The sequence below is a fragment of the Xanthomonas arboricola genome (assembly GCF_002940665.1).
Classification (GTDB): domain Bacteria; phylum Pseudomonadota; class Gammaproteobacteria; order Xanthomonadales; family Xanthomonadaceae; genus Xanthomonas; species Xanthomonas arboricola_B.
Window position 1 is genome coordinate 704,018 of record NZ_MIGY01000001.1, and the last position, 24,714, is coordinate 728,731.

At 65.3% G+C, this 24,714-nt stretch carries 20 protein-coding genes; 2 read left to right on the forward strand and 18 right to left on the reverse strand.

What is annotated here, in order from left to right:
• Positions 1-333: 333 nt before the first annotated feature.
• The 11 genes from XarjCFBP7645_RS03060 to XarjCFBP7645_RS03110 form a co-directional block, all read right to left on the reverse strand.
• On the reverse strand, positions 334-2,067 hold the full coding sequence (locus XarjCFBP7645_RS03060; protein ID WP_104536183.1) for a BatD family protein: 1,734 nt from the start codon (positions 2,065-2,067) through the stop codon (positions 334-336).
• Positions 2,064-3,917 (reverse strand): tetratricopeptide repeat protein, encoded by a 1,854-nt coding sequence (locus XarjCFBP7645_RS03065; protein WP_104536727.1) that lies wholly within the window; start codon positions 3,915-3,917, stop codon positions 2,064-2,066. The genes XarjCFBP7645_RS03060 and XarjCFBP7645_RS03065 overlap by 4 nt, the downstream gene beginning before the upstream one ends.
• Positions 3,914-4,921: a vWA domain-containing protein gene (locus XarjCFBP7645_RS03070; protein ID WP_104536184.1), complete on the reverse strand. Its 1,008-nt coding sequence runs from the start codon at positions 4,919-4,921 to the stop codon at positions 3,914-3,916. The genes XarjCFBP7645_RS03065 and XarjCFBP7645_RS03070 overlap by 4 nt, the downstream gene beginning before the upstream one ends.
• Positions 4,918-5,379, reverse strand: a complete 462-nt coding sequence (locus XarjCFBP7645_RS03075) for a DUF4381 domain-containing protein (protein WP_104536728.1) — start codon at positions 5,377-5,379, stop codon at positions 4,918-4,920. The genes XarjCFBP7645_RS03070 and XarjCFBP7645_RS03075 overlap by 4 nt, the downstream gene beginning before the upstream one ends.
• Before the next feature lie 2 nt (positions 5,380-5,381).
• Positions 5,382-6,344, reverse strand: coding sequence for a DUF58 domain-containing protein (locus tag XarjCFBP7645_RS03080; protein WP_104536185.1), 963 nt, complete (start codon positions 6,342-6,344; stop codon positions 5,382-5,384).
• A gap of 22 nt (positions 6,345-6,366) precedes the next feature.
• Positions 6,367-7,386: an AAA family ATPase gene (locus XarjCFBP7645_RS03085; protein WP_046344109.1), complete on the reverse strand. Its 1,020-nt coding sequence runs from the start codon at positions 7,384-7,386 to the stop codon at positions 6,367-6,369.
• A 313-nt stretch (positions 7,387-7,699) separates the two neighbouring features.
• Positions 7,700-9,646, reverse strand: a complete 1,947-nt coding sequence (locus tag XarjCFBP7645_RS03090; RefSeq protein ID WP_104536186.1) for a type IV pilus secretin PilQ — start codon at positions 9,644-9,646, stop codon at positions 7,700-7,702.
• Between the two features lie 19 nt (positions 9,647-9,665).
• Positions 9,666-10,199 carry a pilus assembly protein PilP gene (locus XarjCFBP7645_RS03095; RefSeq protein ID WP_104536187.1) on the reverse strand — a complete coding sequence of 178 codons (534 nt, stop codon included), beginning with the start codon at positions 10,197-10,199 and terminating at the stop codon, positions 9,666-9,668.
• Positions 10,196-10,861, reverse strand: coding sequence for a type 4a pilus biogenesis protein PilO (locus tag XarjCFBP7645_RS03100; RefSeq protein WP_104536188.1), 666 nt, complete (start codon positions 10,859-10,861; stop codon positions 10,196-10,198). The genes XarjCFBP7645_RS03095 and XarjCFBP7645_RS03100 overlap by 4 nt, the downstream gene beginning before the upstream one ends.
• On the reverse strand, positions 10,858-11,616 hold the full coding sequence (locus XarjCFBP7645_RS03105) for a PilN domain-containing protein (RefSeq protein WP_104536189.1): 759 nt from the start codon (positions 11,614-11,616) through the stop codon (positions 10,858-10,860). Before XarjCFBP7645_RS03105 ends, XarjCFBP7645_RS03100 begins: the two co-directional genes overlap by 4 nt.
• Positions 11,616-12,674 carry a pilus assembly protein PilM gene (locus XarjCFBP7645_RS03110; protein WP_104536190.1) on the reverse strand — a complete coding sequence of 353 codons (1,059 nt, stop codon included), beginning with the start codon at positions 12,672-12,674 and terminating at the stop codon, positions 11,616-11,618. The genes XarjCFBP7645_RS03105 and XarjCFBP7645_RS03110 overlap by 1 nt, the downstream gene beginning before the upstream one ends.
• 217 nt (positions 12,675-12,891) lie before the next feature.
• On the opposite strand from XarjCFBP7645_RS03110, the gene XarjCFBP7645_RS03115 reads away from it, so the two are divergent.
• Both XarjCFBP7645_RS03115 and XarjCFBP7645_RS03120 read left to right on the forward strand, forming a co-directional pair.
• Positions 12,892-15,318: a penicillin-binding protein 1A gene (locus XarjCFBP7645_RS03115; RefSeq protein ID WP_104536191.1), complete on the forward strand. Its 2,427-nt coding sequence runs from the start codon at positions 12,892-12,894 to the stop codon at positions 15,316-15,318.
• 229 nt (positions 15,319-15,547) lie between these two features.
• Positions 15,548-16,198 (forward strand): hypothetical protein, encoded by a 651-nt coding sequence (locus tag XarjCFBP7645_RS03120; RefSeq protein ID WP_104536192.1) that lies wholly within the window; start codon positions 15,548-15,550, stop codon positions 16,196-16,198.
• A gap of 102 nt (positions 16,199-16,300) precedes the next feature.
• Here the strand turns inward: XarjCFBP7645_RS03120 and XarjCFBP7645_RS03125 are convergent, their stop codons facing one another.
• The 7 genes from XarjCFBP7645_RS03125 to rpoZ all read right to left on the reverse strand — a co-directional run bounded on the left by XarjCFBP7645_RS03125 (position 16,301) and on the right by rpoZ (position 24,616).
• Positions 16,301-17,590: a citrate synthase gene (locus XarjCFBP7645_RS03125; protein ID WP_024938127.1), complete on the reverse strand. Its 1,290-nt coding sequence runs from the start codon at positions 17,588-17,590 to the stop codon at positions 16,301-16,303.
• Between the two features lie 230 nt (positions 17,591-17,820).
• Positions 17,821-18,063 carry a type B 50S ribosomal protein L31 gene (locus XarjCFBP7645_RS03130; protein WP_024938126.1) on the reverse strand — a complete coding sequence of 81 codons (243 nt, stop codon included), beginning with the start codon at positions 18,061-18,063 and terminating at the stop codon, positions 17,821-17,823.
• A gap of 71 nt (positions 18,064-18,134) precedes the next feature.
• On the reverse strand, positions 18,135-19,073 hold the full coding sequence (locus tag XarjCFBP7645_RS03135; protein WP_104536193.1) for a nucleoside hydrolase: 939 nt from the start codon (positions 19,071-19,073) through the stop codon (positions 18,135-18,137).
• A 120-nt stretch (positions 19,074-19,193) separates the two neighbouring features.
• Positions 19,194-21,338 (reverse strand): ATP-dependent DNA helicase RecG, encoded by a 2,145-nt coding sequence (gene recG, locus XarjCFBP7645_RS03140; protein ID WP_104536194.1) that lies wholly within the window; start codon positions 21,336-21,338, stop codon positions 19,194-19,196.
• Positions 21,339-21,367: 29 nt separating this feature from the next.
• The gene (locus tag XarjCFBP7645_RS03145; RefSeq protein WP_011038342.1) at positions 21,368-21,748 is read right to left on the reverse strand and encodes a RidA family protein; all 381 of its coding nucleotides are present in this window, start codon (positions 21,746-21,748) and stop codon (positions 21,368-21,370) included.
• 269 nt (positions 21,749-22,017) lie between these two features.
• A complete protein-coding gene (locus XarjCFBP7645_RS03150) occupies positions 22,018-24,189 on the reverse strand; it encodes a RelA/SpoT family protein (protein ID WP_104536195.1) in 2,172 nt (723 codons plus the stop codon).
• A gap of 127 nt (positions 24,190-24,316) precedes the next feature.
• A complete protein-coding gene (rpoZ, locus tag XarjCFBP7645_RS03155; RefSeq protein ID WP_002812428.1) occupies positions 24,317-24,616 on the reverse strand; it encodes a DNA-directed RNA polymerase subunit omega in 300 nt (99 codons plus the stop codon).
• Positions 24,617-24,714 lie beyond the last annotated feature (98 nt).

Genomic DNA, 24,714 nt, shown 5'->3' on the forward strand with positions numbered 1-24,714 from the left:
GCGATGCCCAATCGCTTTTGGGACGCGGTGGGATCCGGCCATGAGCTCTTGCTCGCAAGCATGCACGCCGACCATCCCGACGGGTCCTTGCCCGCTCACCGTCGCGGGCGCTTACGCGGCATGGATGCCGCGTAAGCGCCTACATGGACGTACTTGCGGCGTGTCCCGCGAGGGTGGGCGGGCAAGGGCCCTGCAGCCAGGTCGCAGACCCAACGCCTTGTTTTAAGCAGCACAGGTGAAGAACCAGGTGCAACCGGAATCAATGCGTCAGAGCGGGACTGGACATGGTGACCATCTAGACCCAGTCAGCAACTTCCGATGCAGCGAAACCGATCAAGGCGCCGGCGGATACAGCGGCGCCAATACTTCCGGCTCCGCCGCCGTGGCATGCCGCCAACGCGGGCCCTTGGCAAAGGCCTCGCGCAATGCCGAACGTGCACTGGTCACGTCGCCATCGCCGCCCCAGCGGGCACGCTGCATCTGTGCCACCGCTGCCCGCTGCGCCGGGTCGCTCGACGCTGCCAGCACGCTGTCGATATCGGCAACGCCGGCCATGCCGCACAGCACTGCAGCCACGTCGTCCATGCCGCCGGTATCGAGCGCGCGTCGCAGCTCGGCCACACCATGCGTCACACGCCGACCGGGCGCAGCTGCATCGCTGGCGTCGATCACCGACGCGCCGTGCGAACCGCCGCGACGCCGTAACAAGGCCCACACCAGGGTGGCAATCCACAGCAGCGCAAACCCGATCGCCGCGGCGATCCAGCCCCATGGCCGTTGCGTGGCCGCGGGTTGCTGCAGGCTCAGCGTGCCGCCCGCAGCAGTTGTCGCAGCGTTATCCGGTGTCGGATTGGATGCTGGCGCCGGCGCAGGCGCCGCAAACGCGCCGCTGCCTGCCGCCACATCCAGCGTCAGGTCCGGCAATGCCGCGGTCTTGGCCGCCGCCGCGCCCACATCCCACCACGCCACCTGCAAGCCGGGCACCACCAACGGACCGGCGCGGTTGGGCACGATCGAATAGCGGCGGGTCAGCCGCAACTGCGGCGAACCATCCACAAAGCGCTCTTCGTACTGCGCGGGCTCGGCGAACACTTGCGCGTCGGGCACGCTCGGGGTCGGCAATTCCGGGAATTGCGCCTGGGTGGCGCCGCGTGCGCTAGCTTCCACCACCAGTTGCGCCGCTTCACCGGCGGTGGCACGCTGCGGCGTGGTCGTATACCGCAACTGCAGGCTGCGCAACGGTAGCCACGGCTGCGGCGCGTTGGCCGGTTGCGCGCGCACCTGCAGCGGGATGCTGGCGCTACGTGCGCTCAGCTCGCCATTGCCGCGACCGAAGTAGTCGTCGAAGAAGCCACCGACCGAACGGCCATTGAAACGCGCCGACGGCAACACCAGGCGGCCGCTGCGCTCGGGCACCAGCAGATAGCGCCGCTCGACCACGTTGTATTGACGGTTATTGAGTACCTTGACCGAACTGACGTCGTCGCCGATACGCTGCAGCGATGCACCCTCGAGCGCTTCCAGGTCCAACTCGCCGGACGCCAGTTGCGTGGCGAAATACAACCGCACCACCACGCCCACACTTTGCTGCACATAGGGCTGCGGATCGTCCACCTGCGTCTGGACAAAGGCATCCTCGTCGCCCTGCGCCGCCGCTGTTGCGCTGGGCGCGCCGCTGCCGGCATCGTTTGCCGAAGCCCCCACCTGCAGCCGCAACGGCTCGGTGCGCTCGTTGCCCACGCGGATCGCCGGCACGATCAGCTCGCCGCTCCTGCGCGGCGTCAGCACCACACCGAACAACGCGCGCATCGCCACCGACCCATTGCTCACCTGCATCTGCTGGTTGGCACTCTTGGCCCCCAGCGCGAAGTCGTTGCGCAACGGCGTGTAATCAGGATCGACACCACGTTGATCGGTTTCGATATTCAGCATCACCACGTCGCCGGCATTGGCGCTGTCGCGGTCCAGCCACGCGCGCGTGACGGCACCCACCGGTGCACAGGTGAGCAACATCACGCCGGTCAACATGCCGATCGCCGCGCGGCGCAAATGGTGTGTGCCGATCATCGTCCGTCCCGTTGCCTGCGTTCGTGTTCCAACCTGAATTTGGTGCGCAGCAAGCTGCCCGGATCGTCCGGCACCCGCCGCAGCCAGGCATCCACCGCCTGACGCTGCTCGCGTTGCTCCGGCGTTTCGTTCGCCGTCGCCGCGGCGGCCTGCTTGCCGTTTGCATCGGCGCTCCTGTCGCCAGCCTGCGCCATCGCCTGCTGCATCTTTTGCCGCTGCGCGGCATCGGCCTGCTGCTGCGCCTTGGCGTCGGCCGATTGCGGCGCTGCGTCCTGCTTGCTCTGCTCGCCCTGGCCGGCGTTGGACTGCTGGTCCTGCGAGGCTGCGTCCTGCGGCGTCTGCGCAGACGACTGATCCTTGCCGTCCTGTTTGCCCTGTGCATCCTGCTTGCCTTGCCCGTCCTGGCCAGCGTTTGGAGCGCTCTGCTTGTTCTGCCCGGACTGATTCTGGCCGGGGCTGTTCTGCCCGGATCGCTTCTGCTCGTCGGACTGGCCTTTGCCGTCCTGGCCCTTACCGTCTTTGTTGTTCTGCTGCTGACGCTTGCGCGCCGCATCCACTGCCGCACGATTGGCGATGGCGTCGGGCTGATCCGGATGGTGCTTGAGCGCCCGGTCGTAGGCCGCAATCGCTTGATCGTACTGGCCCTGTCTGGCCAGCGCGTTGCCGAGGTTGTACAACCCCTCATCGGTGGGCACATTTTCGAAGGCTTTTTGTGCCGCGGCAAAATCGCCCTTGCGATACGCCTGCACGCCGGCATCCAGGCGTTGCTGCTGCACCTGGTCGGCGCGTTGCCACAAGGTGTCCTCGGCAGCATGCGCAGGCTGGGCCAACGGCAACACGCACACCAGGGCCAATACCGCCACAACCGCACGCCGCCGGAACGCCAGCAGCGCCAACAGCATCACCGGCAGCAGCAGCCAGTAGCCCTCGTCCAGCCAGGTCTTGCCACCGCTGGACTCGGCGGTTTCATCGGCCAGCGGCTGTTGCGCCGGATCGAGCATGCCCAGCGCACGCAGGTCCGCATCGTCGGCGGTGATGCGCGCATAGCGACCACCACCCTGCCCGGCAAGATCGCGCAGGCTGCCTTCATCCAGCCGTGTCTGCGCGATCTCACCGGTCGTGGTGCGATACGCCGCGCCGCGCGCGCTCCCCACGCCGAGCGCGGACACGCTGAATCCACGCGAGCGCGCCAGCCGTGCGGAACTCCCGGCCGCACGATCGGCGCTGTCGCTGACCAGCAGGATGTCGCCTTGCTTGAAACCTGCCTGCAGCAGCAACTGCGTAGCCGCGTCGATCGCTGCATCGGCGCGCTTACCCTCCACCGGCATCACCGATGGCGACAGCGCATCCAGGAACAACGCCACATTGGCGGTGTCTTCGGTCAATGGGGCAACCGTGAAACTCTCGCCCGCATAGACCAGCAGTGCAACTTCGCCACCGGCGCGCTTGCGCAACAACGTGACCAACTTGGCCCGCGCCTGCAGCAGACGCGATGGCGGCAGATCGTTGGCCATGATGCTGGAGGACAGGTCCAGCGCCACCACCAGCGGCATGCTGGAGTGATACACCGGCCGCTCGGTCTGCCGCCAGCTCGGACCGGTCATCGCCACCACCGCCAGCGCATAGGCCAGCGCAGCCAGCACGAATCCCAGCCATCCACGCCGACTGCCGGACACCAGCAAGGTCGGCAACAGATGCGCATCCACGCTTTGCCGCCACACCTCCGCATCGCGTCGACGCAACTGCCACAGCACTGCCGCCGGCACGATCGCCAGCAGGGCCCAGAGCAAACCCGGACGCAGCAGATGCAGCGACTGCAGCCAGCCTGCCAGTTCGGTCAGCGCGTTCATCGCCATCTCCGCGGCAACACACAGGTCAGCAGCGCAATCACGATGGCAGCGCCCAACGGCCAGTAGTAGCGTTCCACGCGCGGCTGCATCGACGGGCCGGGCGCCTTGACCGGCTCCAGTCGATCCAGCTCGGCATAGATGCCGGCCAGTTCTTCCGTATCGCGGGCGCGGAAAAAGCGCCCACCGGTTTGCGCGGCGATCTTGCGCAAGCCGTCTTCGTCGATATCGTCATTGCCCGCGGCAGGAATCGGCACGCCGAACAACGAATAACCGCCATTGCCGCCGAAGGCGATCGTATGCACGCGCACGCCTTCGGACTTGGCAAGTTCGGCGGCCTTGAGCGGATTGAGCACGCCTGCGGTATTGACGCCATCGGTGAGCAACACCACCACGCGCTGGCCCTGCTTCTGCTCGCGCAGCCGTTTGACCGACAACGCGATCGCATCGCCGATCGCCGTTTCTCGCCCGGCCAGTCCCACCACACTGTCGGCCAGCTGGTCGCGCACGGAGGTCAGGTCGGCGGTCAACGGCGTCAATGCGTAGGCGCGCTGACCGAATACCAGCAGGCCGACCCGATCACCGTCGCGACGATCCAGAAAGTCCGACAACACCGCCTTGGCGGCGGTCAGGCGATCCACCACATTGCCGCCGAGCACCATGTCCGGCTCGCTCATGCTGCCGGACAGATCCACCGCCAGCATCATCTGTCGCGCCTCACGCGGCGGCTGGATCACATCGCCCAATTGCTGCGGGCGCGCAAGCGCCGCGCACAGGAAGAACCAACCCAACCAGGCAAGCCAGCGCGGCACCCGCAGTACCGGCGCGCTCTTCGCCTGCGCAACCGCATGCAGTTGGTCGGCGTAGGGCACGCGCAGCGCGGCCGTATCGGCGCGGCGCTGCGGCCAGAACCACATCAGCAACGGCAGCGGCATCAACCACCATGCCCACGGCCATGCGCAGTGCGCCAGCGCATCCTGCCATTGCGACCACTGCAGCCAGTTCATCGCCGGCCTCGCATCAAACTCAGAAACCGCTGCCGCGCCAATGCCTGCACCGCATCCAGGTCGGACACCGCCGGCGCGCGTTGAAAGCCGCCGTCCAGCAGCGCGCGCCCCGGTCCTTGCGAAAAGGCCTGCGTCTTGCTCTTGCGCCCGTCCAGAAACTGCAGCCATGCCTCGCCGTGCAGCCGGTCGGCCTGCGCATCGACGCTGCGCGCTGCGCGCCGCAACAACACCGACAACGCAGCCAGGCGCTGCGCGGGGGTCGTTGCGCGCTGCAACTCGGCATCGAATGCCGCCAGCCAGCGCCGCTGCTGACGACGGCGACGCCACCACACCCATCCTGAGGTGCCCAGCACCAGGACCACTGCCGCGATCACCAGCCACCAGCCCAGCGCCAGCGGCCACCACGACGGCGACGGCGGCAGATGGACATCGCGCAACGGCAGCGTTTGCGGCGACACCGTCACCGGCTCCGCACGGCGGCGCTGCCGCCCAACCAGGCATCGCTGGCATCGTCGGTGGACAGGCGATGCAGGCGCACACCGCGTGCCTGCAGGACCGCGGTCAATTGTTCCAGCGGCGCCACGAATTCGGCCTGCCAACGCGCACGTCCGGCCTGCGTGGTCAGGTCGATCGCAATGCGCTCACCCCGTACATCGAAGCTGAGTGCGCGGGCCGGTGGCGCCAGCTCCAGGGGGTCGACCAGCACGATCACCACCACCTCGTGATGCAAGGCCAGACCCGACCAGCGTGTGGCAGAAATCCTGCTGGCGCTGCGCGCATCGGCCAGCACGGTCAGCCGCGCACCCGGGCGCAACAGCCGTGCGGCATGGTCCAGTGCCACCTCCAGGCCCGCATCGCCGGACGGCGGCTGCGCGTACCAGCGCGCCAACGCATCCAACACCGGCAATACCCCGCGTTGACCCGAGCGCGGCGCAATCGGCGCCTCGCTGGCAGTGCCACGCAGCGCAGCGATCCGGTCGCCCTGCCGCTGCGCCAGCCACGCCGCAACGGCGCCGGCACGTGCGGCCTGCACCGATTTGTAGCGCACCCGCGTGCCGAAGAAGAGCGCTGGCGAGGTATCGGCCACAATCAGACTCAAGCGTTCGCGCTCGGCCTGAAATAATTTGGTGTGCGCACGTCCGGTACGCGCGGTGACGCGCCAGTCGATATGCCGCGCATCGTCGCCGGCCACGTACTCGCGCGACTCGGCGTATTCCATTCCGCGCCCGCGCGTCGCCGCCGGCACCGGCCCGACCAGCCCATGGCGACCACGACCTGACTGCCCGCGGTGGGTCGTGGTGCCGCGCAGCGCGATCAGCTCCGTCAGCGTCGGCCGCAGTCCATCGCCGACGATCGACGCAGGAGCGGTGACAGGAGAAGAAGACGGCATCGAAGACATCGGATTCTGGTCAGAGGACGGCATACCTCAGCAACACGCTACCCGATCAGGGCAGCGGAATCTTTTCCAGCAAGGCGGCGACCAGACGTTCGCCATCCCAGCCTTCGGCAGTGGCTTCGTAGCTGGGCAGCACGCGATGACGCAGCACGTCCGGGGCAATCGCGCGAATATCGTCCGGGGTCACGTAGTCGCGCCCGGCCAGCCATGCACGCGCACGTGCACAGCGCTCCAGCGCGATCGACCCACGCGGGCTCGCGCCCCAGGCAATCCGCCGCGCCAATGCCGGGTCGTAGCGCTGGGCATCGCGCGACGCGAGCACAATCTCGATCAGATAGCGTTCCAGTTGCGGCGCCAGATGCACGTCCAGGACCACCCGACGCGCGGCAAAGACATCTTCCAGCGGAATCTTGTCGGGCACCGTCTCGTGCTTTTCCAGGGTATCGCGTGCGGCGTCACGTGCCAGACGCAGGATCTCCGCCTCGGCGTCGGCCTGCGGATAACCGATGCGCACGTGCATCAGGAAGCGGTCCAGCTGCGCCTCGGGCAACGGGAACGTACCTTCCTGCTCGATCGGGTTCTGCGTGGCCATCACCAGGAACAGCTGCGGCAGCGCATAGGTGTGCCGCCCGACAGTGACCTGGCGCTCGCCCATGGCTTCCAGCAATGCCGACTGCACCTTGGCCGGCGCGCGGTTGATCTCATCGGCCAGCAGGATCGGATGGAAGATCGGCCCGGGCATGAACTCGAACCGGCTGTCCTGCGGCCGCCAGATCTCGGTGCCGGTCAGATCGGAGGGCAACAGGTCAGGGGTGAACTGCACCCGCGCGAAATCCGCTTCCAGGCGCGAGGCCAGTGCGCGGATCGCGGTGGTCTTGGCCAGCCCGGGCGCGCCTTCGACCAACAGATGACCATCGGCCAGCAAGGCGATCAGCAACCGTTCGACCAGCGCAGACTGGCCCACGATGCGCTGCGCCAGTGACTCGCGCAGCAAGGTGAATTGACGGTGCAACCGGTCCTCGGCGGGCGCGGCAGCGGCTTCTGGGGGCAACAGCGGCGGTGCGTTCATAGGCCCAGTGTGACCGATTCGAGCACGATTGGTTCACTCGATGGCTCTAGAGCATTCAGTCAGTGACTCCCGGCATGAAGCGCGTCACACAAGCAGGAACCTTTGTATCCATCGCGTTTTGGCAACCCGATCAGGCTAACCCGATCAAAGCCAAGACGGGCAACGGCTCCGGAAGTTCTAGCAGTCGCTGACAACAAGACACAGACAACTGCTTGCGGTCGCGCCGTAGGGCCAACAGCCGGTCTGCGTTACTCACACGCTTCACCATGAAAGAAAGGCCGCTTTCGCGGCCTCTCTTTGATATGCCTTCTCCTTACGGAGTGGCACTTGCAACGCGTAACACCTTTGGGGTAACGAAGACAAGCAACTCGGCTTTTTCCTTGCTGCGTCCACGTTTCTTGAACAAATTTCCGAGAAAGGGGATGTCGCCTAGGAAGGGAACCTTGGAGACGCTCTCACGGTCCGTAAATTCATAAACGCCACCGATTACCACCGTCTCGCCATCACCCACCAACACAGCGGTATTGACTTCACGACGATTGATTTCCGGCACAGTGCCATAGCCTTCCAGAATGATAAACCGCGCGACTTCGTCTTTCTTAACATTCATGTTCAGAAAAACGCGATTGTCATTCGTAATGGTCGGAGTGACTTTCAGCTCAAGCAGCACTTCCTTGAATTGCACGTTGGCTTGCGCGGCCGAACCTGCAGCACCGCCACCGCTGATGGTCACATAACCAATTTCCCGCCCCTGCTTGATGACACCCTCACGCTGATTGGCAGTGACAATTCTGGGATTTGAAACGACTTCGCCACGCCCTTCCTCCTGCATCGCCGAGAGCTCGATGTCGAGATTGAAATTGGAACCAAGCAGCGTATATGCAAGACCTGCCGCCCTGCTGTTGGTAAACCCGCTTGCACCAAGGTCCACGTTCAACCCAGATGGGAATAGGTGCGAAGGTAACGTTGTGCTTGTGCCTGTGTTAGCAAGTTCATTGGCACGCTGAGCGGAGGTATTCTGGAAATTGACATTACTATCCAATGAGCCACTCAAAATACCGCGACCGGTTGAACCAGTAATGCCAAACCGCGCACCGAGGTCACGCGCAAACGTATCAGTCGCGATCACAATACGGCTTTCGATCAACACCTGATCCACCGGCCGATCGATATGCGAAATCAGCTCGCGCATCTGCGCGACCTTCTTCGGAATATCGCTGATCATCAGGGTGTTGGTGCGTTCGTCGGCGACCAGACGGCCACGCGGCGACAAAAACCCGTTGTCCTGCTGCCCTGCGCCGCCTTGTCCACCTTGACCGCCGCCCTGACCACCGCCACCAATCCCCTTGGCCTCCGTCAGCGCTTTGAAGATCACAGCCGCGTTGTGGTAATTGATCTGCACGTAATCGGTGATCAGATCCTCGCGGTTCTCGATCGCGATGCGGGCGTCTTCCTTGTCCTGCTCGAACTTGGCCAGCTCCGGCTGCGGGGCGACCCACACCACACCGCCGTCGCGGCGCTTGTCCAGGCCCTTGGCGCGCAGCACGATGTCCAGCGCCTGGTCCCACGGCACATTCATCAGTCGCAGCGTGACATTGCCCTGCACGGTGTCGGAGGCGACGATATTGAGGTTGGATTCCTCGGCGATCAGCTGCAGCACGGTGCGTACCGGCACGTCCTGAAAGTTGAACGTCACCGGACGGCCGCTGTACCCGCGCGCAGCGATCTGCGCGGCGGCCTGGGTGACTGCCGCGGCGCTGACGCCGCCGACCGCAGGCTGTCCCTTGCGCGGCGTGATTTCGACCACGTACTCGTTGCCGGTCTGGTAGGCCAGCGAATCGAACGCGCCCTTGGTCGACAGCACCAGCTGCGAACCCGAGCCGGACGGCTTGACCTCGACACGCTGCACCGGCGTTGCGAAGTCGGTGACGTTGAGCGGACGCTGCAGTTCGGCAGGCAACCGTGCGTTGCTGATGTCGACCAGCACGTTATCGCCCTGCGTGCGCAGATCCGGACTGGCACCCTGGCCATCGAACTGCAGGATCAGACGGCCAGCGCCATCCTCGCCACGTTTGAAATCGATCTTGGACACCGCCAGGCTCGCCGGAGCGGTCTTGGCCGGATCCTGCACAGGTTGCTTCAGTGCCGCCGCCGCGAACGCGTCGCCACTCGCCAACGCCAGCGCGAACCCCAACGCGCAGGCCTGGAGTACCGCGTGGCGCCGAACCGGACGCAGCCGCTGGGCATTGGAAAACGTCATCGTGCTATCCCCTATCACTTTATTGATCATCCAATGCGAGCGCGGCCGGCCGTTCAAGCCATCCACCCGCACCGTCCGGCACAAGTTCAATCAGCTCGATGCGGTCTTCGTAGACCCCGGTAACCCGGCCATCGCTCTGTCCCAGATACACGCCCGGCCGCACCCGGTAAGTCACCTTGTCAGGTGCCATGACCAGGGCGATCAGGCCCGAGCCGCCGCCAATGGTCCCCACCATGTCGAGGGCGTCGAGCGGGTAGGCCTCCAACGGCTCCTTGCGCCGGTTCGGATCCGGACGCGTGCCGTTGCCGCCTTCCGCACTGACCCAAGCATCGCTGAACGGGTCGCGCATCGACTGCGCCGCATATTCGAACGTCTCGAACTGCTGCATCACCGGCAATGGCTCCAACGGCGGTGCCGGACGTGCACGCACTTCGGCGACCCAGGCTTCCAGATTCGGCGCATCGCCCGGTGTGCTGGTGACACCGCGTGTACACGCCGGCAATACAGCAATTAGCGCCACGCAGGACAGGATCTTGAGCAGTTTCATGGTCATTGGCCGCCCTTCTTCGCAGCGTCGGCCACAGCCTTCTCCTGCTCGGCCATTTCCTCATCGTCCAGATAACGATAGGTCTTGACCGTGCCGGACAGTTCCAGCGCCCCGCGCGGGGTGATACCGGCCTTGGGATCCTTCGGCTTGAGGTTGATGTCGTGCATGGTCAGGATCACCACGCGCGGCAGCGACGCGACACCGCTGACGAAGGCACCGAACTGGTGGTAGCTGCCCACCATGCGCAAGGCGATCGGCTTCTCGGCGTAGAACTCCTTCGGCGACTCAGGGCCCGGCTGGAACAACTCGTTGGACAGGCCGCTGGACAGCGCAGTCTGCGAGATGTCGATGATCAGATCCGGCATTTCGGTCTTGCTGGGCAGCTGGCGCAGCATCTGCTGCAGCACCTGCTCCATCTGCGCGAGCTGCTGCTTGAGCGGCTCCAGATTCACCGCGCGGCCCTGCTGGGTCTCGAACTCGGTACGCAGCTGCGTTTCGGCGCCTTCCAGGCCTTCGAGTTCATCGCGCTTGCCGCTGATCAACAGGAACCAGGCCAGCACCAGGATGAACAGACCGACCACCACGCAGAACACGATGCGTGCCTGCTGCGGCCAACCGCCGATGTTGTTGAAATCCAGATCGCTGAGTTTGAATGATTTCTTACTCATGACGCCGCCCCCTCCTGCGGCCGAGTGGCTGACGCCGGCGCTGGCTGCACGGGTGCAGGAGCAGCGGCCGGCGACGCGGCAGGCGCAGGTACTGCAGGTGTCGCCGCTGGCGTACCGGCCGGCGCTGCACCCGGCGCTTGCGCATCGGCCGGTGCGGTGCCGTCCTTGTCGGCCTCGTTCGGATTGGCCAGCTTGACCTTGAGTGTGAACACGTACGGCAGCGTCTTGGTGTCCATCGACGATCCCGCAGGCTGCCCGGCCTTGTCCTGGCTCTTGGCCTCGATGATCGACAGGTCCGGGTTGGTCATCCAGCCCGATCCTTCCAGGTTGCGCATATAGGTACTGACGCGCGCGTTGGACTGCGAACGCCCTTCCAGGGTCAGGATGTCGCCGTCCTGCTTGATGTTGGTCAGGGCCACGCCATCGGGAATGGTCCGCACCAGCGAATCGAACAGATGCACCATCTGCGAGCGATTGGCCTGCAGCTCCTCGATCACCTTCTTGCGGGCAAGCAGGCGGTCCTTCTTCTTGTCGAGCTCCTTGATCTCTTCGTTCTGCGCCTTGACCTTGTCGATTTCGGCGGTCAGGAACGCATTGCGCTCGGCCTGGCCGCTGATCTGCGCGTCGTAGTAGAACCAGATCAGGACCGACAGCAGCACGCCGCCCAACGCGGCGAAGCCCAGCATCGAATAGAACTCACGCTCGCGCGCCTTCCGGCGCTCGGCGCGCCAGGGCAAAAGATTGATTCTTGCCATCAGTCAAAGCTCCTCAGGGCCAGGCCGGTGGCGATCATCAATGCAGGTGCATCCAGCGCCAGCGCATGCGCCTGGACCTTCGGGCCCAGCGTCATCTGCGCGAGCGGGTTGGCGACCACGGTGGTCACGCCGAGCTGCTCTTCCACCATCTCCGGCAGGCGCGACAGCGCAGCGCAGCCGCCGGCCAGCACGATGCAGTCGACGCGATTGAATTCGCTGCCCGCGTAGAAGAACTGCAGCAAGCGGCTGATCTGCTGCACCGTCGCCTCCTTGAACGGCTCCAGCACCTCGACCTCGTAGCTCTCCGGCAAACCGCCCTGACGCTTGGCCAGGCCAGCCTCTTCGTAGGTCAGCCCGTAACGGCGCATCACCTCGTCGGTGAGCTGCTTGCCGCCGAAGACCTGCTCGCGGCTATACAGGCTGCGACCGGAGCGCAGCACGCTCAGCGTGGTCATGGTCGCGCCGATGTCCACCAGCGCAACCACCGCATCGGCAGCCACCGGCAACTCGCTGGCGACCAGGGCAAAGGCGTTCTCGACCGCGAAGGCCTCCACGTCCATCACCTTGGCAGTCAGACCGCCGAGTTCCAGCGCGGACTGGCGCAGTTCCACATTCTCCGAACGCGAGGCGGCCAGCAGCACCTGGACCATGTCCGGGCTGTTGGGCATCGGGCCGAGCACCTCGAAGTCGAGATTCACTTCCTCGATCGGGTACGGAATGTAATTGGTGGCTTCCAGCTCGACCTGCGCCTCCAGATCGCTCTCGTCCAGATCGGCCGGCATCGGAATCAGCTTGGTGATCACTGCCGACCCGGCCACTGCAGCCGCCGCGCTCTTGGCCTTGCTGCCGGAACGGTTGATGGCGCGGCGAATGGCTTCGCCCACCGCCTCGACCTCGACGATGTTCTTTTCCACGACCGCATTGGGCGGCAACGGTTCTACCGCGTAATGTTCCACGCGAAAGCGGTTCCCGCTGCGCGACAGCTGCAAGAGCTTGACCGCAGTGGAACTGATATCGACACCAATCAGTGGCGATTGACTCTTGGGTAGAAGCCCCACGGAAACTCCCCTGCCGATGGGCACTTGGACGCTTGTCTGCGCCCTCGTATTAATAATCAAATTTTAACAGTTGACAAGCCCTTCACGAGCGAGGCGATGGCCCACGCGCCGTGACCCCCAGTGCTGTCTTCTGCGATCCCCAGAGTTCGGCCCCAGCCAAACCCGGCGTCATCTATACTCTGTGACCAAGAAATCTGCAATCGGAATCTCTCTCAACATGCCCCGTATTCGCCGTTGGCTGGGCTGGATCCTGGCCGCGTTCGTGGTGCTCGCTTTGCTTGGCGCTATTGCTGCCGGCGGCCTGTATTACGCCATTTCCTCCAAGTTGCCGGATGTGCAGTCACTCAAGCAGGTCCAGTTGCAGGAGCCGATGTACGTCTACTCCAGCGATGGCCGCCTGATGGCCGTCTATGGCGAGACCCGGCGCTACCCCATCCAGATGAAGGACGTGCCGCTGCGCCTGAAGCAGGCCTTCCTGGCGACCGAGGATGCTCGCTTCTACGAGCACGGCGGCGTGGATTACAAGGGCATCGCCCGCGCGGTATGGCTGCTGGCCAGCACCGACGCCAAGCGCGTGCCGGGTGGCTCGACCATCACCCAGCAGGTGGCACGGCAGTTCTTCCTCAGTTCCGAATACAGCTATACCCGCAAGCTCGCCGAGATCCTGCTGGCGCGCAAGATCGAGAGTGAGCTGAGCAAGGACGAGATCTTCGAGCTGTATCTCAACAAGAGCTTCTTCGGCAATCGCGCCTACGGCGTGGGTGCTGCGGCCGAGTACTACTACGGCAAGAAGATGAGCGAGTTGAGCCTGGACGAGATGGCCTCGCTGGCCGGCATCCCCAAGTTCCCGTCCAGCGGCAACCCGATCAGCAACCCGGAGCGCGCGCAGGAACGTCGCGATTACTACGTGTTGCAACGCATGGCCGACCTGGGCTTTGTCAGCCAGGCCGAAGCCGACGCCGCAAAGGCGGTGCCGATGCACGCCAAGCCGCACGAGCCGCCGGTCGAGGTCTACGCCCCGTACGTGGCCGAACTGGTGCGTCAGGAAATGATCGCCAAGTACGGCGGCGATGTGCTCAACAAGGGTTACCACGTCACCACCACCATCGATGCCACGCTGCAGACCGGCGCCGATGCGGCGGTTGCCGAAGGCCTGCGCCTGTACGACCACCGGCATGGCTGGCATGGGGTGGAGCAGCATTTCGATGTCGCTGCCGATGCGGATGCGCCGGCACTGGCCAAGCATCTGTCGGGCGTGTTCACCCAGGGCGGCCTGCGCGCGGTGATCGTGGCACGCACTAATGCCGATGGCGGCGTGACCGTCGTGCAGAGCGACAAGACTGAGCTGACCCTGCCGGCCAGCGCCAGCCGCTGGACCAGCAAGACGCCGGCCAAGCTGCTGACGCGTGGCGACCTGACCCGCATCCGTGCGGGTGAAAAAGACGGCGAATGGATCATCGACCAGCTGCCGCGCGGCCAGGCCGCGCTGGTGTCGCTGGATGCCAACAGCGGTGCGCTGCGTGCGCTGGTCGGCGGTTTCAGCTTCGCCGGCAACAAGTTCAATCGCGCCACCCAGGCGCGCCGCCAGCCCGGCTCCAGCTTCAAGCCATTCGTGTATGCGGCAGCGTTCGAGAAGGGCTTCAACCCGGCCTCGATCGTGCTCGATGCACCGGTGGTGTTCCGCGACCGCCGCGGCAAGACCTGGTCGCCGCAGAACGACGGCGGCGGCTTCCGCGGCCCGATGCGGTTGCGCGAGGCGTTGGTGCAATCGCGCAATCTGGTGTCGGTCCGCTTGCTGGACGCGATCAGCGTCGATTTTGCGCGTAAATACATTAGCCAGTTCGGCTTCCAGGAAGCCGAGCTGCCGCCCAACCTGTCGATGTCGCTGGGCACCGCGTCGCTGACGCCGTTGTCGGTGGCGCGTGGCTATGCGGTGTTCGCCAATGGCGGCTCGCGGGTGGAGACCTGGATCGTGGACGAGGTCAAGGACCGCGACGGCAATGTCGTCTTCAAGGAAGTGCCGGCGGTGGCCTGCCGTACCTGCGCATTGCAGGGCGGCAATGTCGCGCCGGTGAGCCAGGTGGTGGACGGCTTCAACTTCGGGGCCCCCGCGCTGCCCAAGTCGATCGAGCCGACCACGGCGACGCCGGCCACGCCGGCGGAGACCGCCCCGGCTGCCACCACCGAAACCAAGATCGCGCCGCGTGCCATCGACGAGCGTACCGCCTACCAGCTGGTGTCGATGATGCGCGACGTGGTCCAGCGCGGCACCGGCACTGCGGCCAAGGTGCTCGGGCGCGAGGACGTCGGCGGCAAGACCGGCTCGACCAACGATCACCGCGACGCCTGGTTCTCCGGTTTCGGCGGTCCCTATGCCACCACGGTGTGGGTGGGTCGCGACGATTTCCGTTCGCTCGGTTATCGCGAGTACGGCGGCAAGGCGGCACTGCCGATCTGGATCGACTACATGCGCGTGGCGCTGAAGGACAAGCCGATCGCTACCAATGACCCGCCCGATGGCATGACCCAGGCCACAATCAACGGCGCGGTGGAATGGGTGAAGAACGAGGATCTGGATCGTCTGCAGGACTATGACTACGGCCTGCGGGAACAGCAGGACGAGAAGGCGTTCGATATCTTTTGAGGGCTGGGATTGGGGAATCGGGAATCGGGAATCGGGATTGGGGAATCGGAACGGCTTCGTCCGCTCGATTCCCTGATCGGTTTTGCGGCATTGACGGTCTTCAGGTTCAGTAGAAGGCACTGGGCAATCACCGTTGCGTGATTGCCCTTTCGGGGTAAGCGCGACGCGTTCGCCACCTCTTCATGCCGCTGTTGTAGAGTCGAACCAGGTTCATTAGGGGAGCCCGGTCATGCATCACGCGCGCGAACACGCCGATACGCGAACCCGAGAACGGCGCCACCGTCTGGCGCACGAAGCGGCCCGGTTGATGGCCGAAGGCGGCATCCGCGATTTTCATCAGGCCAAGCTCAAGGCGGCCAGCCGGTTGGGCATCCACGACGACGCATCGCTGCCCCGCAATCGCGAGATCGAAGATGCATTGCGCGAGCATCAACGCCTGTTCGCCGGGCCTGGGCACGGGGTGCGGCTGCGCCAACGCCGCGAGGCCGCATTGCGCGCGCTGGAGTTCCTCAGCCCGTTCCAGCCGCGCCTGGCCGGCCCGGTGCTCGATGGCACGGCCGACGCCAATGCGCCGGTACAGCTGCAGCTGCACAGCGACGATGCCGACGCCGTGCAGCGATTTTTGGAAGAACATCGCATTCCGGCCGAACTGCGTACGCGCCGGCTACGGCTGGACCGCGAGCGCACTGCCGAGTTTCCGGTGTGGTTGTTCAGCGCCGAAGAGCTGACCTTCGACCTGACCGTGCTGCCGTATGACGCCCTGCGCCAGGCGCCGTTGTCGCCGCTGGACGAAAAACCGATGCAGCGCGCCTCCGCCGCCCAGCTGCGTCAGCTCTTGGCAGAAGACGACAGCGGCGACGCCCTGCCCCGCGCGCGCTGATCGCAGCGCGTCATCACGCGCGCGCGCCGACCACATCGCTACCCCGTAAAAGCAAACGCCCCGCAATGCGGGGCGTTCGTTCAAGCAGACAACCGCAAGCGCTTAGCGCTGACCGGCGTCGGTGTAGTCGCGCTTGTCGTAGCCGGTGTAGATCTGGCGCGGACGGCCGATCTTCATTTCCGGATCGACCTGCTGCTCCAGCCAATGCGACACCCAGCCGGCGGTGCGTGCGATGGCGAACATCACGGTGAACATTTCCACCGGAATGTTCAGCGCCTTGTAGATCAGGCCCGAGTAGAAGTCGACGTTCGGATACAGCTTGCGCTGCACGAAGTAGTCGTCCTTCAGCGCCGCTTCTTCCAGCTTCAGCGCCACTTCCAGCAGGGGATCGTTGACACCCAACTCGCCCAGCACCTTGTGGGTCATCTCGCGGATGATCTTGGCGCGCGGGTCGAAGTTCTTGTAGACGCGGTGACCGAAGCCCATCAGACGGAACGAGGAGTTCTTGTCCTTGGCCTTGGCCACGGCGGACTCGACGTTGTCGGCGGTGCCGATCTCTTCCAGCATCTTCAACACGGCTTCGTTGGCGCCACCGTGTGCCGGGCCCCACAGCGCGGTGATGCCCGCTGCGACCGAAGCGTACGGATTGGCACCGGTCGAACCGACCAGACGCACGGTCGAGGTCGAGGCATTCTGCTCGTGATCGGCGTGCAGGATGAACAGCAGATCCAGCGCCTTGGCCACCACCGGATTGATCTCCAGCGGCTCGCTCGGCACTTCGAACATCATGTGCAGGAAGCGGTCGACGTAGTTGAGGTTGTTGCGCGGGTAGCGGATCGGCCAGCCGATCGAATAGCGGTACGCGGCAGCAGCCAGGGTCGGCACCTTGGCGATCAGACGGATGGCGGCCTGGCGGCGCTGCTCCGGATCGTTGAGGTCCAGCGTGTCGTGGTAGAACGCCGACAGGGAGGCAACCGAACCGGCCAGCATGGCCATCGGGTGGGCGTCATGACGGAAGCCACCGAGGAAGTTCTTCAGCGACTCGTGCATCATCGTGTGATGCGTGACTTCGTGGTCGAACTTCTTGAATTCGTCCGCGGTCGGCAGCTCGCCGTTCATCAGCAGGTACGAGACTTCGAGGAAGCTGGACTTCTCGGCCAACTGTTCGATCGGGTAGCCGCGATACAGCAACACGCCGTTGTCGCCATCGATATAGGTGATGGCCGACTTGCAGCTGGCGGTGGCGGTAAAGCCCGAGTCGTAGGTAAACAGACCGGTTTCTTTGGTCAGCTTTGAAATATCGACGCAATCATTGCCAAGCGTGGGCTTGAGAACCGGCAGAACGACCGACTTGTCGCCGGCGTTGAGCGTGACCTGATCAAGATCGGACACTGTGTACGCTCCTTCAGTGGAAGGCACCTGTCACCAAGCGGGCAGGCACGTGATGGAAGTCCAGGGCATCGCCCCGGATCACGTCATTATCGCACAGCAACATTTTGGCCGTCGCTTGGACAGAAGTCGTAGACGGCCCCGTCGAAGGCGTGAAAGCGAAGTTGCCAACGCCCCAAAAAACAACGGCCGCGCAATGCGCGGCCGTTGCCGGTACAGCCCGTCCTGCAAGCTCAGCGCGCGTAGCGCTTCTGGAACTTGTCGATCCGGCCGCCGGTGTCGATCACCTTGTGCTTGCCGGTATAGAACGGGTGCGAGGCCGAGGAAATATCCACCTTGATCAGCGGATATTCCTGGCCATCTTCCCACTTCACGGTCTCTTTCGAGCTCATGGTGGAACGGGTCAGAATCTTGAAATCGGACGTCACGTCGTGGAAGACGACGTCGTTGTAGCTGGGATGAACGTTATCTTTCATGGACTTGGCGCCGGGCTGCCTGGATAAGCCGGGCATTATAGCGGCCACCAGGCGCTCGGCGCAAGATCGCCCTAGCTTGCCGCCAGGGCCCCTGCGACCAGGCCGAAGAATCGCTGGCGATCGTAGTCCAGCAACAGGTTGGCGTTGTCGGGGGTGCCATCCCGGCGATCCCAGTCCACCAGGGTCATGCCGCGGGTGTGGGTGCCGGTCAGCTCGATATGCACCGGCCGCTGCTCCAGCCGCTGCGCGCCCTCCGGGTGCAGCGCGAACGCCATCGCCAGCGCGTCGGCGGCGTACCAGTACTCGCCGCGGCTGTCTTCGGACCACAGGCGGGTCTTGCGCGAGATCTCCTCGTAGAAACGCGCCTGCGCGGAGTCGGCCGTCAGCCATTGCTCGACATCGCGATGCAGCAGACCGTGCGCGACGGTGGCTTCCCAGTCGGCCACGTCGAACTGCGGAAAGCCGCGGAACACGATATGCGCCGCTTCCGGGTCGAAGCCGATATTGAATTCGGCTGCGGCGGTGATGTTGCCGTGCCCGGTCAGCGCACCGCCCATCACCACCAGCCGCGCCACGCGCTGCGGCAGGGTCGGATCCAGCGTCAGGGCCAGGGCCAGATTGGTCAGCGGGCCGAGCGCGACCAGCAACAGCTCGCCGGCGTATTCGTGCGACAGGCGCAGGATGGCCAGCGCGGCGTGCTCGGTCTCGGCAGTGCGTTTGGCCGGCACCAAGCCGACATCGCCGAAGCCGTCGATGCCATGCACATGCGCCGCGTCCACCGAGGGGTGCAGCAGCGGCTGCGGGCAGCCCGCATAGACCGGTATATCCTCACGCCCGGCAATCTCGCAGACCTTCAAGGCATTGCGCACGGTGTGCTCCAGGCCCACGTTGCCGGCGGCGATGGTCAGGCCAACGACGTCATGCCGGGTATCGTTGAAGGCCATCAGCAAGGCCAGCGCGTCGTCCACGCCCGGGTCGGTGTCGATCAGCAGCGGTATCTTGTTTGTCATGGGATTGGGAATTGGTCATTCGGGATTCGTTGCCGCATCTTCGCAAGGATCGGCCGGTCACGCGAACCTACAGGCCGCAGCAGCTAGCTCTGACCAATCCCGAATCCCAATCCCCGCCGCTCACGCGGCGGCGTAACGCACCGCGCTGCCGATCCAGCGCGCGACCACGCGGTCGGCAATCTCCGGCGCTTCGGCCAACAGCCGCTCGGCGAGCACCTGCACGCGCGGCAACAGTCCGGCATCGCGGGTGAGATCGGCGATGCGGAAACTGGCCAGGCCGGTCTGCCGCGTACCCAGCAATTCGCCGGGGCCGCGCAGCTCCAGATCCTTTTCCGCAATCACGAAGCCGTCGCTGGTCTGGCGCATGGTTTCCAGGCGTTGCCGCGCCATCATCGACAACGGGGCCTGATACAGCAGCACGCAGCTGGACGCGGCCGCGCCGCGCCCGACCCGGCCGCGCAACTGGTGCAACTGCGCCAGACCCAGGCGCTCGGCATTCTCGATGATCATCAGCGAGGCATTGGGCACGTCCACGCCGACCTCGATCACCGTGGTGGCGACCAGCAGATCGGTATGGCCCTGCTTGAAATCCAGCATGGCCTTCTGTTTTTCCGCCGCTTTCATGCGCCCGTGCACCAGCGCCACGCGCACGCCGGGCAATTGTGCGGACAGGGCTTCGAAGGTGGCCTCCGCCGCCTGGGCTTCAATCCTTGGCGGGCCACTGGGCGCGCCCTTGCCGGGCTCTTCGCTTTCTTCGATCAAGGTGCAGACCCAATACGCCTGGCGCCCCTCGGCGCAGGCGGCGCGGATGCGCTCGACCAGGTCCGGCCGACGCTCGGCACTGAGCACGATGGTCTGCACCGGCGTGCGCCCGGGTGGTAGTTCGTCGATGGCCGAGACATCCAGATCCGCATAGGTGGACATCGCCAGGGTGCGCGGGATCGGCGTGGCGGTCATCACCAATTGATGCGGCACGCTGCCGGCGGCCGCACCCTTGTCGCGCAAGGCCAGGCGCTGGTGCACGCCGAAGCGGTGCTGCTCGTCGATGATGGCCAGCGCCAGATCGTGGAAGACCACCGCCTCCTGCATCAGGGCATGCGTGCCGACCACCACCTGCGCCTGGCCGGAGGCCACCTCGGCCATCGCTGCGGCGCGTGCCTTGCCGGTGACCTTGCCGGCCAGCCAGACGATGCGCACGCCCAGCGGTTCCAGCCAGCCACGCAGGTTGGTGAGGTGCTGCTCGGCCAGCAGCTCGGTCGGCGCGGCCAGTGCGACCTGCTTGCCCTGCTCCACCGCCAGCATCGCCGCCAATGCGGCGACCACGGTCTTGCCGCTGCCGACATCGCCCTGCACCAGCCGCAGCATCGGCGACGGTCTTGCCAGGTCGTGGGCAATCTGCGCGAACACGCGCTGCTGGGCACCGGTGAGCTGGAACGGCAATGCCGCGCGCAGTTGCCGCACCAGGGTGCCGTTGCCAGGCAGCAGCGGTGCGTGGAAGCGCTGCAAGGCGATACGCTGGCGACGCAGGCTGAGTTGATGCGCCAACAGTTCTTCGATCGCCAGACGCTGCTGGGCCGGATGCCCGCCTGCGAGCAGCTGCTGCGGGTCGGTGTTCACCGGCGGGCGATGCATGGTCAGCAGCGCGGCGCGCAGCGAGGGCAGTTGTTCGTCCTGCAGCCAGTGCGGCGGCAGCAGTTCCAGCGCGGCCTCGGCCGGCAACCGCTCCAGTGCCTGGCCGATGAGTTTGCGCAACGTGGCCGGGCCTACACCTTCCAGCACCGGATAGACCGGATCCAGGCTGTCACCCAGCCCGGCATCCTCGCCCGGTGCCAGCACGCGGTAACTGGGGTGCACGATTTCCCAGCCGTTCTGTCCCGGCTTGGGCGTGCCGAACACCCGCAACCGCGTGCCCGGTGCGAACTGCGCGACCTGCGCCGCGCGGAAATGGAAGAAGCGCAGCACCACGCTGCCGTGCGACTCGTCCGAAACCGCCACCCGCAACACCGGCCGGTAACGGAAGCCGCGCTCCACCGCATCCACACGCCCTTCGATCTGCGCAGGCACACCGCTCTGTAACTGCGCGATCGTGGTCAGCCGCGTGCGGTCTTCGTAGCGCAACGGCAGATGCAGCCACAGATCCTGCAGCGTCAAGATGCCGCGCGCAGCGAATTTCTCGGCCACCTTGGGGCCGACGCCGGGCAGACTGGCAAGCGAGGCCTGGCCTGCAGCGGCCAGGCGCGGGGTGGCGGTCGCTGCGCGCGGCACGACAAGGCGCTCGGATCAGCCGCGCTGGATCAGTCGAGCACCATCACCGCATCGACCTCGAAGCCGGCGCCCTTGGGCAGGCCGGAGACCTCGATGGTCGAACGCGCCGGGAACGGCGCCTGGAAGTACTCCTGCATCACTGCGTTGACGGCGGCGAACTGGCCGAGATCGGTGAGGTACAGGCCCAGCCGCACGATCTTGTCGAGCGAGCCGCCGGCCGCTTCGGCCACCGCCTTGAGGTTGTCGAACGCGCGGCGTGCCTGCGCGCCGATGTCGCCCGGCACGATTTCGCCGGTGGCCGGATCCAGCGGGATCTGCCCGGAGAAATACACGGTGTTGCCGGCACGCACGGCCTGCGAATACGGGCCGATGGCGGCAGGCGCCTGGTCGGTATGGATGATCTGGGACATGGAAGCTCCACTGCAAAGGTGTGTGCAGCAGTTTAGGCGTTTGTGCGGATTTGCTCGACTGTTGCGCACGGTCTTGTTGCGACGATGCTTGCGACGATCGCCGGATACCGTCCCGTCGTACCGAACAGATCGCGCTGCAATGGCGGCGTGGAGCTTGACCGCGCACCTGCACGACGACGCATGCTACCTGCCGCCGCACCATGCCTGAGACACGGTGCACGCTGTCGGCAGTGGGCCGCAGCGCTGCCTAACGGCAGGACATGCAATCCTTACTGCCGCCCCACGCTCTGCACCACATGCAGCCGCCGCAGCCGGCGCATCACCTCGGCCAGATGGCGGCGGTCGCGGACCTGAATGTTGAAGCGCAGCACCGCCGCATTGAAATCGCGGTCCAGGTAATCCACGCGTTCGATATTGGACTGGCTCTGCGCGATCGCCGCGGCCAGCTGGGCCAGCACGCCGGTGCGGTTTTCCACCTCGACCACCAGTGCGGTGTCGTAATCGCCGGTCACGCCCGAGTCCCAGTCGATCGGCACCCAGCGTTCGGGCGATTTGCGCAGCTCGGCCAGGTTTGGACAGTCCAGACGGTGCACCACGATGCCCTTGCCGGCGGTGTGGTAACCCATGATTTCGTCGCCGGGAATCGGCTGGCAACAGTTGGCGAAGCTGATCACGCCGCGTTCGCTGCCGTCGATCAGGATCTTTTCGTGCGAATGCTTGGAATGGCCGCCACCGCGCAGTTCGGCGTAGGCCATCAGCGCCTGCGCGGCCTGGGTCGGCATCCAGTTGCCCAGCGCCACATCGGCCAGCAAGGCTTCCAGGCGTGGATAGCGATGCTCGGTGAGGAAAGCGTCCAGGCGGCCCTTGGGCAGCCGCTCCAGCGAGCTGTCCATCGCTTCCAGCGCGCGATCGAGCATGCGGTGGCCGAGCTGCACGGCATCCTCGTGCTCGAGCTGCTTGAGCTGGTGACGGATCGCGGTACGCGCCTTGCTGCTGACCACGAACTCCAGCCACTGCGGCTTGGGCGTGGCCGAGCGCGCGGTGATGATTTCCACCGCCTGGCCGCTGGCCAGCTTGGTGCGCAGCGGCACCAGCTTCTTGTCCACCCGCGAAGCGACCGCGCGGTTGCCCACGTCGGTATGCACCGCATAGGCGAAATCCAGCGCGGTGGAGTTGCGCGGCAGCGCCAGGATCTTGCCCTTGGGCGTGAACAGATAAACCTCGTCCGGGAACAGGTCGACCTTGACGTTGTCCAGGAACTCCAGCGACGAGCCTGCCGCGCGCTGCGAATCGATCAACTCCACGATCCAGTCGTGCGCACGGCTCTGCGCGCTGTTGGGCGAGGCCGAGCCGACCTTGTAGGTCCAGTGCGCGGCGACGCCACGTTCGGCGATCAGGTCCATCTCTTCGGTGCGGATCTGCACTTCGATCGGCGAGCCGTACGGGCCGAACAGCACGGTGTGCAGCGATTGGTAGCCGTTGGCCTTGGGGATGGCGATGAAATCGCGGAAGCGCCCGTCCAGCGGCTTGAAGGTGGCATGCACCGCGCCCAGCGCGTGATAGCAATCGGCGACCGAGCGCACCACCAGGCGGAAGCCGAACACGTCCATCACCTGGTCGAAGGTCTTGTTCTCTTCGTGCATCTTGGAATAGATGCTCCAGGGCGTCTTGATGCGGCTGACCAGACGATGCTCCAGCCCTTCCTTGGCCAGCCGCTGCGACAACTGCACCTCCACCTGCGCCATCGATTCGCGCCGCACGACCGGCTGGCTGCGGATATGTTTCTCGATGATGGCGTGACGCCAGGGATACAGCGCGCGGAACCCCAGGTTCTGCAGCTCGGACTTGATCAGGCTCATGCCCAGGCGCTGGGCGATCGGCGCGTAGATCTCGAGCGTTTCGCGCGCAATGCGGCTGCGCGCCTCGCTGCTCTGCGCGCCCAGGGTGCGCATGTTGTGCAGGCGGTCGGCCAGCTTGATCATGATCACGCGCAGGTCGCGCGACATCGCCAGCAGCATCTTGCGGAAGCTCTCCGCCGCCGCTTCCTGGCGGTCTCGGAACTTGAGCTTGTCCAGCTTGGTGACGCCATCGACCAGCTCGGCCACCGCTTCGCCGAATTCCGACGCCAGCTCTTCGCGGGTCAGCGGGGTGTCTTCGATGGTGTCGTGCAGGATCGCGGCGATCAGCGATTCCATGTCCAGGCCGAGCTCGGCGAGCACACCGGCCACCGCGACCGGATGGGTGATGTAAGGCTCGCCCGACTTGCGGGTCTGGCCGGCATGCGCGGTGGCGCCCACTTCCCAGGCACGCCGCAGGATCGGCAGCTGCTCCTTGGGAAGGTAGCTGGCCGCGCGTTCGAGGTGCAGGACGTAGTCGGGGATGGCCTGGTCGGAAGACGGAGACGTCACGACGGTCGCCTGGGCAGTGGGGCCTGGGTTCATGCCGGAAGACTATGCCAGCAACGCAGTCACGGCAAACGTTTGCACACTGCACACGCCGAAGCGGGCCTGAAACGAAAACAGCCCGCACGTGGCGGGCTGTTCAGATCGATCGCAGCGATGCGAACGATCAATCGTCGTTCTTGGACATGTCTTCGTCGGCGACGACTTCGGCAGCGGCCCATTCCAGCGCTTCGCGCTCGGCGCGCTCGCGCTCGGCCTTCTCGACTTCGTCGATCAGCGCATTGTCGATCCGGCGTGCGGCGATTTCGCGCAGCGCCATCACGGTGGGCTTGTCGCTGGCGTCGGCATTTTCGATCAACGGCTGCACGCCGTTGGCGAGCTGACGGGCGCGCTTGGACGCCATCATGACCAGCTCGAAACGGTTGTTCACGACTTCCAGGCAATCTTCTACGGTAATGCGGGCCATGCGGGCTCCCGGCGACCGGTAACGGCCGCGCATCGAATGAGGGAAAGGGGGCGGAGTGTACGCCCGAGCCGCCGTCACGGCAACCTGGGCCTATTCAG

What these genes read in the sequence shown, in the direction of transcription:
- XarjCFBP7645_RS03060 (WP_104536183.1), bottom strand. Translation starts at nt 2,067, where the DNA reads ATGATCGGCACACACCATTTGCGCCGCGCGGCGATCGGCATGTTGACC.
- XarjCFBP7645_RS03130 (WP_024938126.1), bottom strand. Translation starts at nt 18,063, where the DNA reads ATGAAAGATAACGTTCATCCCAGCTACAACGACGTCGTCTTCCACGAC.
- XarjCFBP7645_RS03085 (WP_046344109.1), bottom strand. Translation starts at nt 7,386, where the DNA reads ATGAACGCACCGCCGCTGTTGCCCCCAGAAGCCGCTGCCGCGCCCGCC.
- XarjCFBP7645_RS03105 (WP_104536189.1), bottom strand. Translation starts at nt 11,616, where the DNA reads ATGGCAAGAATCAATCTTTTGCCCTGGCGCGCCGAGCGCCGGAAGGCG.
- rpoZ (WP_002812428.1), bottom strand. Translation starts at nt 24,616, where the DNA reads ATGGCCCGCATTACCGTAGAAGATTGCCTGGAAGTCGTGAACAACCGT.
- XarjCFBP7645_RS03150 (WP_104536195.1), bottom strand. Translation starts at nt 24,189, where the DNA reads ATGAACCCAGGCCCCACTGCCCAGGCGACCGTCGTGACGTCTCCGTCT.
- XarjCFBP7645_RS03145 (WP_011038342.1), bottom strand. Translation starts at nt 21,748, where the DNA reads ATGTCCCAGATCATCCATACCGACCAGGCGCCTGCCGCCATCGGCCCG.
- XarjCFBP7645_RS03100 (WP_104536188.1), bottom strand. Translation starts at nt 10,861, where the DNA reads ATGAGTAAGAAATCATTCAAACTCAGCGATCTGGATTTCAACAACATC.
- XarjCFBP7645_RS03095 (WP_104536187.1), bottom strand. Translation starts at nt 10,199, where the DNA reads ATGACCATGAAACTGCTCAAGATCCTGTCCTGCGTGGCGCTAATTGCT.
- XarjCFBP7645_RS03115 (WP_104536191.1), top strand. Translation starts at nt 12,892, where the DNA reads ATGCCCCGTATTCGCCGTTGGCTGGGCTGGATCCTGGCCGCGTTCGTG.
- XarjCFBP7645_RS03135 (WP_104536193.1), bottom strand. Translation starts at nt 19,073, where the DNA reads ATGACAAACAAGATACCGCTGCTGATCGACACCGACCCGGGCGTGGAC.
- XarjCFBP7645_RS03120 (WP_104536192.1), top strand. Translation starts at nt 15,548, where the DNA reads ATGCATCACGCGCGCGAACACGCCGATACGCGAACCCGAGAACGGCGC.
- XarjCFBP7645_RS03065 (WP_104536727.1), bottom strand. Translation starts at nt 3,917, where the DNA reads ATGAACGCGCTGACCGAACTGGCAGGCTGGCTGCAGTCGCTGCATCTG.
- XarjCFBP7645_RS03070 (WP_104536184.1), bottom strand. Translation starts at nt 4,921, where the DNA reads ATGAACTGGCTGCAGTGGTCGCAATGGCAGGATGCGCTGGCGCACTGC.
- XarjCFBP7645_RS03080 (WP_104536185.1), bottom strand. Translation starts at nt 6,344, where the DNA reads ATGCCGTCCTCTGACCAGAATCCGATGTCTTCGATGCCGTCTTCTTCT.
- XarjCFBP7645_RS03090 (WP_104536186.1), bottom strand. Translation starts at nt 9,646, where the DNA reads ATGACGTTTTCCAATGCCCAGCGGCTGCGTCCGGTTCGGCGCCACGCG.